General features: G+C 53.2%; 11 protein-coding genes. 4 read left to right on the top strand and 7 right to left on the bottom strand.

Annotation, left to right across the window (positions count from 1 at the left end; all coding sequences use genetic code 11):
• Positions 1-24: 24 nt before the first annotated feature.
• The 4 genes from ACTHPM_RS16940 (at position 25) to ACTHPM_RS16925 (ending at position 5,713) form a co-directional block, all read left to right on the top strand.
• Complete coding sequence (locus ACTHPM_RS16940) at positions 25-1,194, top strand: epoxide hydrolase family protein (protein ID WP_440396586.1); 1,170 nt, start codon at positions 25-27, stop codon at positions 1,192-1,194.
• A 102-nt stretch (positions 1,195-1,296) separates the two neighbouring features.
• A complete protein-coding gene (locus ACTHPM_RS16935; RefSeq protein WP_440396587.1) occupies positions 1,297-2,223 on the top strand; it encodes a helix-turn-helix transcriptional regulator in 927 nt (308 codons plus the stop codon).
• Between the two features lie 195 nt (positions 2,224-2,418).
• Positions 2,419-4,824 carry an S-layer homology domain-containing protein gene (locus ACTHPM_RS16930; RefSeq protein ID WP_440396588.1) on the top strand — a complete coding sequence of 802 codons (2,406 nt, stop codon included), beginning with the start codon at positions 2,419-2,421 and terminating at the stop codon, positions 4,822-4,824.
• Positions 4,814-5,713, top strand: a complete 900-nt coding sequence (locus ACTHPM_RS16925) for a GNAT family N-acetyltransferase (protein WP_440396589.1) — start codon at positions 4,814-4,816, stop codon at positions 5,711-5,713. Before ACTHPM_RS16930 ends, ACTHPM_RS16925 begins: the two co-directional genes overlap by 11 nt.
• Positions 5,714-5,916: 203 nt before the next feature.
• Here ACTHPM_RS16925 and ACTHPM_RS16920 read toward each other — a convergent pair whose 3' ends face one another.
• From ACTHPM_RS16920 to sigJ, 7 genes are all read right to left on the bottom strand, one after another.
• The gene (locus tag ACTHPM_RS16920) at positions 5,917-6,351 is read right to left on the bottom strand and encodes a hypothetical protein (RefSeq protein WP_440396590.1); all 435 of its coding nucleotides are present in this window, start codon (positions 6,349-6,351) and stop codon (positions 5,917-5,919) included.
• 21 nt (positions 6,352-6,372) lie between these two features.
• Entirely contained in the window at positions 6,373-7,260 is an 888-nt protein-coding gene (locus ACTHPM_RS16915) for an ABC transporter ATP-binding protein (protein WP_440396591.1), read from the bottom strand.
• Positions 7,257-8,270: an ABC transporter ATP-binding protein gene (locus ACTHPM_RS16910; RefSeq protein WP_440396592.1), complete on the bottom strand. Its 1,014-nt coding sequence runs from the start codon at positions 8,268-8,270 to the stop codon at positions 7,257-7,259. The genes ACTHPM_RS16915 and ACTHPM_RS16910 overlap by 4 nt, the downstream gene beginning before the upstream one ends.
• A gap of 37 nt (positions 8,271-8,307) precedes the next feature.
• Positions 8,308-9,153, bottom strand: coding sequence for an ABC transporter permease (locus ACTHPM_RS16905; protein WP_440396593.1), 846 nt, complete (start codon positions 9,151-9,153; stop codon positions 8,308-8,310).
• Positions 9,154-9,157: 4 nt separating this feature from the next.
• The gene (locus tag ACTHPM_RS16900; RefSeq protein WP_440396594.1) at positions 9,158-10,108 is read right to left on the bottom strand and encodes an ABC transporter permease; all 951 of its coding nucleotides are present in this window, start codon (positions 10,106-10,108) and stop codon (positions 9,158-9,160) included.
• Positions 10,109-10,262: 154 nt separating this feature from the next.
• Complete coding sequence (locus ACTHPM_RS16895; protein WP_440396595.1) at positions 10,263-11,885, bottom strand: ABC transporter substrate-binding protein; 1,623 nt, start codon at positions 11,883-11,885, stop codon at positions 10,263-10,265.
• A gap of 192 nt (positions 11,886-12,077) precedes the next feature.
• Positions 12,078-12,947 carry an RNA polymerase sigma factor SigJ gene (gene sigJ / locus ACTHPM_RS16890; RefSeq protein ID WP_440396596.1) on the bottom strand — a complete coding sequence of 290 codons (870 nt, stop codon included), beginning with the start codon at positions 12,945-12,947 and terminating at the stop codon, positions 12,078-12,080.
• Positions 12,948-12,977 lie beyond the last annotated feature (30 nt).

Below are 12,977 nucleotides of genomic sequence, written 5' to 3'. Positions count from 1 at the left end.
ATCCCGATTGAGGAGGCCATACCCATGACCATCACAAACCAAAATCTTATTAAGCAAGAAAGCGACATCCGCCCGTTCCGTATCGATATCCCGCAAGCCGAACTGGACGATCTGAAGTACCGTCTCTCCCGTACCCGCTGGGTTGATGCACTGCCCGGAGCAGACTGGAAATACGGCGTTTCACTTGATTACATAAAAGAACTGGCTGCCTATTGGGAACATGGCTACGACTGGCGTGTGCACGAGCGGCGCTTGAATGAATACCCGCAGTTTACGACGACGATCGATGGAGCCAACATTCATTTTCTTCACGTCAAGTCTCCCGAACCGGATGCCTTTCCGCTCATTCTGACCCACTCCTGGCCCAGCTCCGTCGTCGAATTTCTGGAATTGATCGGCCCGCTCACCAATCCCCGCGACTATGGCGGCGATCCGGCCGACGCTTTTCATCTGGTCATTCCCTCCGTCCCCGGATTCGGGTTCTCCGGATCTTCCCTTGACGCCGGCTGGAACATCTCTCGCATCGGCAGAGCATGGGATACCCTGATGAAGCGTCTTGGATACGAGCAGTACGGCTCGCATGGCAGCGACTGCGGCGCTCTCGTGTCCCGCGAGATGGGGTTGCAGCAGCCGGAGGGTCTGCTCGGCATCCATGTATTGCAGCTCTTCTCCTTTCCATCCGGCGATCCGGCCGAAATGGCTGACTTGACGGAAGAGGATCAGAAGCGTCTTCAATTCCTTGGGCAGTTCTTCGAACGCGCAGGCTTTAATCAAATTCAGCAGGCCCGCCCGCAGACACTCGCCTACGGCCTTGCGGACTCTCCCGCCGGACAGCTGGCCTGGATCGCGGATCTGTTCAACGGCTTCGGAGATCATATCGACTTTATCGACCGCGACGCCTTCCTGTCCAATGTCATGCTGTACTGGCTGACGAACACCGCGGAGTCCTCGGCGCGCATTTATTACGAGAACATCCGAAATGCGGAAGCCGCCCAAGGCGTGAATGCTGCTCCAACCGGGGTGGCCGTGTTCGGGAACGATTTCAAGTCCATCCGCCGCTTCGCGGAGCGCGACAACAGCCATATCGTGCATTGGTCGGAATTCGAGCGCGGCACCCATTTCGCCGCCATGGATGAGCCTGCCGTGCTGACTGCGGACATCCGCAAGTTTTTCCGCCGGTTCAGAGCAGAATAAACGTCTTTTTTCTGGGAATGATGCAGGTCTTGAATCCGCACTGTTGAAATAAGAGGATATCCAAATGATCGGGATGAATTTCTAGCCGGGAGGAATGTGTTCGTGAAGCTGGATCGGTTGCTCGCCATTACAATGATGTTGTTGAATCAGCAGCGGGTCAGCGCAACCGAGCTGGCTGCACGCTTTGAGGTATCGCTAAGGACCATCTACCGTGATATGGAGGCCATCAACCAGGCAGGTATTCCTATTGTCTCCTTCGCCGGTTCGGACGGAGGATATGAGATCATGTCAGGCTACCGCATCGATAAGCAGGTTCTGTCCCTGGAGGATTTCTCCTCGATCTGTTCCGCGCTGCGCGGGGCCCGGTCGGCTACGGACAGCCTGGACATCGACGGACTGCTCGAGAGGATCGGAGCATTAATGCCTGGACCAGAGCGTACGATCGGCCTAAGCAGCGGGCATATCGACCTCGATTTCCAACCCGAACCTTTGGTAAAGGAGAAAATCACGCCGATCCAGCAGGCAGTCAAAACGCAGCATTTGATCCAGTTCCTGTATCTCGACAACAAGGGCAAAGAATCGGAACGCACCATCGAGCCGATGGGATTGTTCCTCAAAGGATATGTCTGGTATCTTTACGGATACTGCCTGACCCGTTCCGATATCCGCGTATTCCGGTTGACCCGCATGACCGAGCTCCAGAGCCTGCCTCAGACCTTTCTTCGGCGCCCCTACACGCTTCAGGACGTGGAGAAGCAGTTCATGAGCCAAGCCGATTTCCAGCGCGTTCATGCCGTGCTGCATTTCAGGCCGGACGTCAAGACACGGGTGCGCGACGAGTTCGGCTATGATCGCATGCATGACCATCCCGACGGGACGGTTTCCGTCACCGCGCATTACTCCTCGATGGATAAAGCGATGCAGAACATCCTGAGCTTCAGCAGCGCCGTCACGGTCCTGGAACCAGCCGAGGTAATTGAGGAGCTGAAACGGCATATCGCGGCGATGGCGGGCAAGTATGAACTGTGATGACAAACCTATTTATTTTGAAGAGGCATCCTAAATAAAGGATGCTTTTTTTATTGTGCAGACCATGTCCGTTTAAGAAGATTATTCGACATAAAAAAACAATTGCCAAGGAATTTCGCGCCATATATGATATAGTCACAAATCATTCACATAGGCTAGCTTGGATTAAATTTGAATTAAATGAGGGGGACATTTATGAAACAAAAGCTTATTTTCAAAGTCATGACAACGGCTGCCTTGTTCGGAGCCATTGCGCTGCCGGTTCATGCAGCGTCCGCAACCTTCGGCGATATCGACGGTTCTTATGCAAAGAATGCTATATCGGAACTCGCCAATAAAGGCATCATTAACGGCGTGGGTAACGGTAATTTTAATCCGACAGGAAATATTCAGAGACAGGATTTTGCCATTATCCTTGCCAAGGCCCTGAACCTTGACGTAACATCTGCCCCCGCAACAGCCACCTTTTCTGATGTACCTGCATCTTCTTATGCTTACCAATTCGTAGAAGCGGCTGCGAAAGCCGGACTGATCAAAGGCATGGGGGAAGGAAAATTCGGCAACGGCCAGAATCTGACTCGCCAGGACATGGCGGTATTATTCGTACGATCGATACAATCACTAACTGACCTGAATATCTCAGGCAAAGGCGCCTCCCTTCAATTCACGGATAAAGATATCATTGCCGATTATGCCAAGGATGCCGTTGCTGCAGCGGTTGAGCTGAAATTATTGCAAGGGAACACGAACGGTTCTTTTAACCCTGTCGGAAATGCTGACAGGCAAGCGGTAGCTCAGGTTGCAATCCAATTCCTGCAGGTAAAGGAGGAAATAAGGAATAACGAAAATTCGCCTACCAAACCTTCCGAAGAGACTCTCGAGACCAAGCCTATGCCTACCGTACCCACACCAACGAATACTTCGTCACAGCCAAGTTCATCCGGCGGCACCAGCAATCCTAACCCGGGAACGCCTAGTACGCCTGATACCACGGCTCCTATCGTTACGCTCGTATCTGCGTCCCCTGTACAAATCGGACAAGATATCAAGATGAGAAGCAGCAAACCCTGCACCGTCTATCTGGTTCCTTCCGGACAAGCCCCGACCTCCAAAGAATTGCTCGATTCCCTGGTAAGCGCCAACATGGCGGTTAAAGCGTCTATCGTTACGGCCAATGCGGATACTGCTGTATCCACTTCGTCCCTGTACGAAGGTGAATATAAGCTGTATGTGGCAGATTCGTACGGGAAAGTGTCAAGCCTCTCCCCGCCGATTACGCTTCAAGCCTATGCCTTAGGCCGCCCTTCTGTATCTTTTTCCAAAGGCGATACGCTGGTGCTACGTTACGGAGAGGACCTGGATACCGGTCATGTTCCTACTAAAGACGACCTCCACGTTTATTCTATGGACGGATCCCAGGCGATTCCCAGAGCAATTAAACAAATTGCGATCCAAGGCAAAAGCATTGAAATCATATTGGATTCCCCGCTCAGAATGGGCGATCCTTACGAGATCTCCTATCAGCCTCAATCGCAGGATGCGACCGTCCGCAGCATCTCCGGGAAATTGGCTTCCCCTCTTGACCACATCCAGGCCATATTTGCAGCGAACAAGCAGCTTCTAAGCGGCCTTGTTGCAGAAGCGCAAGCCCTGTATGACCAGGCAAAGGATCATATCGGTGACGAGGCGGGCGAATATTCGCCAATTCTGGTAGAGCAAATGCAGCAAGCTTTAGCCGATGCCGGTGAAGTGATTGCCGACGCCGAAGCGGATCAAGAATCCATCTCGGGTGCCTACAACCATCTTCAATCCGCATACCGGGAACTGGGAAGCTGGCAGGTACCGGTGCAGCCGTTAACGTTGTCCTTAGTTGCAAATGATTTTTTGCTTAACTTATCGGGACAAGGTGTATACATTGTTGATAATGCCTCCCCTGAGTCCTACAACAAAAGAAACATCAAGAATCTGATCAAGGTTACACGTAACGGAAATATGGAGTCTCTCACATTTAACACTGAAGAGAAGGTCTTCAAGGTTATCGATGATAAGACCAAGAACGTCGTTGGAACCATCGACATGAAGCTGGGGAATTCAAACAATCCGGCCGTTACCATTGGAAGTGATAGCTTTGGTGTCCGATTGACTCCTATAAATCCTTCCGAGAATAATGTGAATGAGTCGCTCGTTTTCACTCTATTCGAGGGGTCTGGCAGCGATAAAACAGAAAGGAACAGCGTATCCCTCCCGATCCGATTTGATACGACTGGACCATCGGTTACTTCTGCTACTTATGAACAAGGCGTAATCAAAGTCACATTCGACGAGGCTGTTTCCATGGAACCATATCAGTCCTCTCTACTTCCGGATATTGAGCTACAATACTCTCCCGACGGCTCTTTCGATGAATCGACCCAAGATTTGACTCGTAACCAGGATTATACATTTGCCCTTTCAGATGGAGGCAAGGAACTCGATATATCCTTGATATCGGATATTCAGCCCGTAGCAGGGGCAAAGTTTAAAATCACGTTTCTCGGATTTACCGATTATGCAAGGAACAATCTACAAGGGGATGGAGTTAAAGTAGTCGATGTCCCTTAACTCCCCTACGCACAAAATCGAAGTACGTTATTACCAAGAGAGCCTCCCACGCGAATTTGCATCCTTAATTCCGCCGGAGATCGCCTCCTTTCTTCAAGCATTACCTGCCTCCTGCCTGACGCTGGGGGCCGTGCTTGGAGGTACACCACTCGGTCTCGCCATTGCCGATCTTCGCCCTTCTGCCGGTACGGCCCGGCTTCTTGCACTCAACGTCGATGAGACCGTTAGACGAAGAAGCATCGGCAGTCAATTGTACCGATTGCTCGAATCCATGCTCAAGCAGCAGGGAATTGGATGCGTAAACGCTGAATTTCTTGCCGGGACGGAACCGGATTCGGTTCCATCCCGATTTTTGGGTACATGCGGCTATCATGAGCCTCTCCCTGGAATCCATATCTGGAGCAGTCCGCTTCAAATGGTGCAGCATTCTCCTTGGCTCGAAAGGCTGCAGCTGTCTCCTCCGTTTACGGTTCATTCCTTTGGAGGCTTATCCCCAGAGGAACGCTTGATGATTCGCCAAGGAAAAGGAATTTGGTATCCTTCAATTCTCGATCCGTTCGCCGAAGAAGAACACATCGACCATGAGCGCAGTTTAATCCTCCGTCACCTTCATAAGGTTATCGGCTGGATGATCTTGGAGCATTTTGACGATCAAACTATCCTGTTCAAAACGATGTTTGTCAAGAAAGAATACCAGCGCATGGGGCGGGGAATCGCCTTGGTTGCCGAGGCATACCGCCGCGTACTCCATGATGGAAAGTACACAAACGGCATCTTTTTTGCAGAAGCGGACAATAAGAGCATGATCCAATTCATGCACCGGCGTATGAACCATCCCGGTATCCGCAAGGAAATATTATGGCGGACTTCCTCTACGCTGACTTCATAAGAATAGTAAGTAAGAACCTGCTCGGCGAGCAGGTTCTTTTTATTCCAAGGCTTATCGGAGCAATTGAGCGTCAATGAGGAGCATGAAGGCTACACAAAAATACGCCTTCCCCAAGCTAATCCGGACCACAAAGGTCAGGCGAACTTGGGAAAGGCGCATTCTATTTTTGTCTTTCTATCCACACTTGTAGAGCACCATGCTGTTTACCGCTGAATCGGCTCCATCCGGTACGTGCCCGGCTTGCCCTCTTCCTCGAGGATAGCCCAGCCGAATGAAATGACGGATTCCAGACGCTCCTTCTGGGCGGGAGTCAGCTCGGCGAAGACCGCTTCCTGTCCCGGCTCGCGCACGATCACCGGCTCGAGGCCATATGCCACGGCAATCCACGAACGCAGGCCACCCAGCGTGTTGTACTTGATGGAATATCCGTCCCGGACCGCTGACTCGAACAGGTCGGAATTGGCAGCCGCAAACTCGGCAAGAGCCTGATAATCGAACTCGTACATGCTGGTGTCTTCGGGCAGATTCCGCTCGCGAACCCGCTGCAGCAGCTCCTCATCGGACCAGCCGTACGCCCGCAGTCCTTCCAGCATTAATGCATCCCATTGGGATAGTTTGACGCGTTGGTTCTCGTCCATGCTTAAAACGCCTCCCGTACCTTAATGATCGGCCACGAAATGGCCAGGGCTAACTTCCCGCAGCTCCGGCACCGCGCCGTCTCCTGCTGTGGGTACTTCGTATTTGATCGCCATTCTCTCATGAGCCGTCCGCGGATCCGGAATCGGAATGGAAGAGAGGAGCGCCTTCGTGTAAGGATGGAGCGGATTATCGTACAGTTCGTCGCTTTCCGCCACTTCAACCAGCCGCCCCCTGTACATCACGCCGATGCGGTCCGAAATGTGGCGCACCATCGAGAGGTCATGCGCGATGAACAGATAGGTCAGGCCGAATTCGGCCTGCAAATCCTCCAGCATGTTCACGACCTGCGCCTGCACGGACACGTCCAGCGCCGAGATTGGCTCGTCGCATACCACAAAGTCCGGACGCACCGATAACGCACGCGCGATCGAAATGCGCTGCCGCTGCCCGCCGCTGAATTCATGCGGGTAACGGTACAGATGCTCTTCCTTCAGTCCGACCTTCTTCAGCAGGCCTGCGACGAATTCCTTGCGTTCATTCGCTTTCGTATGAATGCCGTGGATATCCATCGGCTCCCCGATCAGCTCCAGCACGTTCATGCCCGGATTCAGGGATGAATACGGATCCTGGAAAATGGTCTGAATCCGCCGGCGGTACGGCTTGAGCTGCTTATCGCCCAGATTAGAAAGGTTCTGTCCGTCAAAATAAACTTCACCTTCGGTATAGTCGTAAAGCCGGATCAGGCAGCGTCCGACAGTGGATTTGCCGCTGCCGGACTCGCCCACGAGACCGAATGTTTCTCCCTTGCGGATCTGGAAGCTGACGCCGTCCACGGCCTTCAGCACTTCCGTTCCCTTCTTGAAATGCTTCTTCAGATTCCGTACGTCGACCATAATCTGTTCGCTCATTGCCCTGTCCCTCCTTCCGCCAGCGCCTCAGCCAGCGTGTCCTTGTCCTGAACGAGCCAGCACAAGGAGCGGTGCCCTTCGGCGAGCTCGGCCATGGGAGGCAGCTCCGAGCATTTATCGAACGCATATGGACAGCGGTCCCGGAACGGACAGCCGGCAGGCGGATCAATCAGGTCAGGCGGCGATCCTTCGATCGGCACGAGCCGCTCGCGGTTTGCGCCGACCCGCTTCGGCAGCGAGCGCAGCAAACCCTGGGTGTACGGATGGCCGGTCCGATAGAAAATGTCCTCGACCGTTCCTTCCTCCATGACCATGCCCCCGTACATCACGACGACACGAGAGCATACCTGGGCAACGACGCCGAGGTCATGGGTAATGAGCATGACGGCGGTATCGGACTCCTCTTTCAGCTGCTTGAGCAGATCGAGGATTTGTGCCTGAATCGTCACGTCAAGCGCCGTTGTCGGCTCGTCCGCAATCAGCAGCTCCGGACTGCAGGAAAGGGCCATCGCGATCATGACCCGCTGGCGCATCCCGCCGCTGAATTCATGAGGATACTGCTTCACGCGGCGCTCCGGCTCGGTAATGCCGACTTTGCGCAGCATCTCCACCGCTTCCTGCAGCGCTTCCTTCTTGCCGATCCCCCGGTGGCGGCGGATGACCTCCGTCATCTGGTACCCGATCGTTTTGACCGGATTAAGCGCCGTCATCGGGTCCTGGAACACCATCGCGATCCGGTTGCCGCGCAGCTTGCGCCACTGGCTTTCGGTCATGTTCACCAAGTCTTGCCCCTGGAAATCAACGCTGCCGTGCGTGATTTTGCCCGGCGGGGCAATCAGGCCCATGATGGCCTTCGCGCTCACGCTCTTGCCGCTTCCGGATTCGCCGACGATGCCGACGGTCTCGCCCGCGCCGACGTGAAAGCTAACCCCGCGTACCGCTTGGTTTTGTCCGTCCCTGGTTTGGAATGAGACCCTAAGCTCATCGACGTTCAGTAGTGGTTTTGTCATATTGGTTTCTCACTCCTTCATCGCCTGCGCCGGCGGTTTATCTTTTGCCAAGCTTCGGTTCCAGCCCGATGCGCAGAATATCGCCTAGAATGTTAAAACAGAGCACCGTTAAGAAAATAAGCAGCCCCGGGAACAGAGCCATGTAAGGTGCCTGAGCTATATACCCTTGAGCCCCGTTCAGCATGCTGCCCCATGTCGCCTGCGGCTGGCGAACGCCAAAGCCCAGGAAGCTGAGGGACGATTCCATCATGATCGCCGAGGCGATGTTATTGGTTGCACTAACGATGACAACGGATAGAAGCCCCGGAAGAATATGCTTGCGGATAATGCCGAAGGCGCTCTGGCCCGATGCCTTTGCATACAGGACATACTCCCGCTCCTTCAGCGTCATCGTCTCCGCCCTCACGACCCGGGCAATGCTCATCCACATGAGCAGGGAAATTATAATAATGATGCTGCTGACGTTCGGCTTCAGATACACGCTGAGCAGCAGCAGAATCAGGAAGGACGGGATGGACATGATGATATCCAGGATACGCATCAGCAGACCGTCGATCCAACCGCCGAAATAACCGCTGATCACGCCGACCGTCACGCCAATCACCGTCGCGAACAGCATGGACAGCACGCCAACCATCAGGGAGATGCGGCCTCCGTACAGCGCTCTTGCAAACGTATCGCGTCCGTAATCATCCGTACCGAACCAATGATCCTTGCTCGGCGGCTTCAGACGTTCCAACGCATTCAACTGGTTGGGATCCTTCGAGGACAAAAATGCAAAAATCGCGGCCAGGGCGATGACAAGCAGAAGAATAACGGCGGCGATCCCCAGCTTGTTCCCCTTCAGCTCGCGGGCAACATTAACCCATTTACTCCGTTTCATGAGATCACCTCGTTGTTTTAATTCTCGGGTCTACGATGCCGTACAGGATATCCGCGAGCAGGTTACCCAGGATCAGCAGAACGGAGGAAAATAAAGTTATGCCCATAATGACCGGATAATCCATCCCCCGCACCGCCGTCATGCCCAGCGAGCCGATGCCCGGCCAGGAGAATACCGTCTCCGTCACGATGGCCCCTGCGACGAGGTCGCCCATCGTCATGCCAAGCAGCGTAATGACGGGAAGCAGCACGTGCTTCATGACGTGCCGGAATAAAATGTTTCTTTTCGTAGAGCCAAAAGCATATTGAATTTGCACGTAATCTTCCTTCAGCTGGCTGATCGTGCTTGAACGGATATACCTGACGTACACGGTCAGGAAACCGATCGCAAGAACGGAGCAGGGCAAGATGCCGTGCTTGATCACGTCCATCGCGGAGCTTTTGCCGATCGTGCGCATCCCCATACTTGGAAGCCAGTGCATTTGAATCGAAAAAAAGTAAACCAGCAGAATCGCCAGCCAAAAGAGCGGAAGCGAAATCCCGATATAAGCGATCATATTGATCAGCTTATCCACCCAGCGGCTGCGGTTCGCCCCGGCCACCATCCCAAGCGGGATCGCCAAAATGACCGCCAGAGCAATGGCAGAAGCCATCAGGCCTGCCGTTGCCGGCAGACGGTCGAGAATCTGCCCGAGCACGGGCTGGTGGTTGACGAGCGAGTAGCCGAAATTGCCTGTCAGGCACTCTTTCAGCCAAATAAAATATTGAATGTATGCAGGCTTGTCCAGGCCCAGGTTATGCCTTACGCGCTCAATGTCCGCCGCATGCATGTTCGGTGTAACAAAAGAACGCACGGGATCCCCCGGCGCCGCCTTCACCAAAACAAAGCAGACGATCGACACAAAAAACAGCAGGGGCACGGTTTGCAATAATCTTCTGACGATCAGTCTTTTCATGCTCATAGTCTCCTAGTTGAATTCGGTAAAAGGACAGGTCTCCCGTTCCTATACCGCAGTTTCGGTCATAAATCATATCTCGAACAGAACAGAAACGGCTGCACCCTTAAGGGCGCAGCTGTCGTTTCAGGCTATGATTCTCAAATCTTAGACTTTACTTTTGATAAAGCTTGGCCGGATCTTCGAAGATCACGACTGGTTTGAGCACCGCTTCATCCAGGCCACCGAACTTCTTGTCTACGGCCACGATTGTTTTCGTATATGCAATCGGATAGATAACGGCATCGGAAGCGATTTTTTCCTGAAGCTTCTTGTAGATTTCTCCGCGTTTCGTATCGTCGGCTTCACCGGCGCCTTGCGCGAAGAGTTCATCCACTTCTTTGTCGGAGTAGTGCGCATAGTTGGAGTCGTTGCCTGAAGTATACAGAATGCTGTATGCGTCAGGATCGAAGCCCATAATATATCCGCCTACCGTCATTTCATAGTCAGCTGTGGCTGGATCCGTAAATTTGGTGCTGTAAGCGGAAGCATCCATCGTCTGGATCTCCACGTTTACCCCCACTTCTTTCAGCTTCTGCTGAACATAGAGGGAGATGGCCTCCTGAGCCTTGTTGCCGCCAGACACCATGAAACGCAGTTTCATGCCCGCAGCACCGCTCGATTGCAGCAGCTCTTTGGCTTTATTCACGTCATTGTCGTATGTTGTAACGTTATTGTCGTGGTACAAACCGTCAGGCGTCACAAAGGATTTGGCCGGATCGGCATACTCCGGAGATGTGTAAGCCACTTGAATCAGTTCTTCGCGGTTCAGGGCGTACGACAAAGCTTCTCTGACTTCCTTCTTGGCCATCAGGCCGGTGTCGCTGTTCTGGTTAAAGAGCAGGTAGGACAGGCGTCCTTCGCTGTAGTTCTTCATTTCAAAGTTGCCGGTCGCCTCGATCGTCGCTACATCCTGCGGATCGACATACTTGATGTTGATCTCGCCATTTTGCAGGGCCAGGTTCGACGCATTCGCATCTTTGGAAATCCGGTACGTGATGGAGTCCAGATGCGGTTTGCCGCCAAAGTAATTGTCAAAGCGCTCCAGGGTAACATACTCGCCCGTTTTGTATTCCTTGAACTTGAACGGTCCGGAACCGACAGGCGCATTGTTTTTAGGGCTCTTCTCGATATTGGCTTCATTCTCAAAAATATGTTTCGGAATCGGCGATACCTGAACCAGCGTGGCTTCGAAAGCCGGGCTGACCTGCGGAAGTTTGAATTCCACCGTCGTATCGTCGACCTTCACCGCCTTGATCGGCTTGCCGCCGATAATGAAGTTGCCGCGGAGCATGCTGTTTTGCTTCTCGTCCAGAATCTTGTCGACGGTGAACACGACGTCATCCGCCGTCAGCTTCTCTCCATCATGCCAAGTCAGCCCGCTCTTGAGCTTCAGTGTATACGTCAAATTATCCGCGGATGGCTCCAGGCTGTCCGCCAGATAAAACGTTTTTTTGCCGTTGTTTACTTGGAAAAGAGGTGCGTAAAGCGCCTGGTCAATCGTCAGACTGACACGGTCGCCCGCATAGTTTGGATTCAAAATCACCGGATCGGCTGCAACGCCGATAATTAAACTGCCGCCATCCTTCGGCTGGTCTCCGGTAGTTTGCGCTGCATCGGACGATGTGCCTGAAGGCGCGGACGTGCTGCTCGAGCTGTCTCCCGAGCCGCCGCATGCGCTGACCAGCATCGTCAGCAATGCCAAAATCATGACTCCGGATAAATATTTTTTACGCATGATGTCTTATCCCCCATCTCTCTATCAAACTGTTTTTCATTGTATATCGGATTACTCGGAATTGCAATGAAAATCCGAATTTCACAACGGTTGCGCCAGTTTAACAAGGTGCTGGACTAAAATATTAACTAACTTTATTTTAGTAGGTTTGATTCTAAATTGCTATAGCTATTTTTCGAAAAATGTCGAAATTCACTGTCGAAATGTCAGCTTATCCGGATTGCGGACAAAGTACACATATTGGACGTTGCCAGCCTCCACATGAAGCAGAACGGCTGCGGTAATTTGTCGTTCCGTTCGGACAAGCACCCCGGTCTGACCGTTGATGTCCGTCAGCTCGATCTCCAAGTCGCCTTCATAATAATCAGGCGCCTTTTTCATAATGCCGAGCAGGAACCTGGCTACCCGTTCCGCGGAACGAATCGGATGAACGGCCGCCCAGGCCTTTCCCCCGCCATCGGAGACCAGCACGACATCCTCCGCTAATAGGGATACCACATCCTGCACCCTGCCCCGTTCGATGGCTTCCAGAAGGCGTTTCACCCAGACCCCGGTCGCCTCTTCTGCACGAAGGGTCCTCACCTCGTCGACGGATAGTCCCATTTTGCCGCGTGCCCGGCTCAGCAGCTTGCGGCAGCTCGGCTCGCTTTTCTCAAGAAGCTCGGCTATCGCACCATATTCGAAGCCGAGCGCCTCGCGCAGCACGAATGCCGCCCGTTCCGCAGGACTCAGCTTCTCCAGCATGACCAGCATCGCATAGGAGAGCAGCTCGCCGCGAATGACCGACTCGAAGGCATCCTGGATAGGGGTGAGCAGCGGCTCGGGAAGCCATTCCCCGAAATACTGCTCACGCCGTTTACGGGCCGATTGGAGCAGGTCCAGGCAGCGGTTCGTGACCATTTTGCACAAATAGGCTTTAGGTTCGGTCAAACGCTCCAGCTGGACATCATGGACTTTGACGAACACGTCCTGCACGGCGTCCTCCGCGTCCGATACCGATCCCATTATTTGATAAGCCAACGTAAACAACAGTCCCTTATATTGCTTATACAGCTCCCGCACTTCCGACCTCTCCCATCGCCTAATCTTTAC

The organism is Paenibacillus sp. SAFN-054 (assembly GCF_051966755.1).
Taxonomy (GTDB): Bacteria; Bacillota; Bacilli; order Paenibacillales; family Paenibacillaceae; genus Paenibacillus_AQ.
This window is presented reverse-complemented; position numbering and strand designations above follow the sequence as displayed.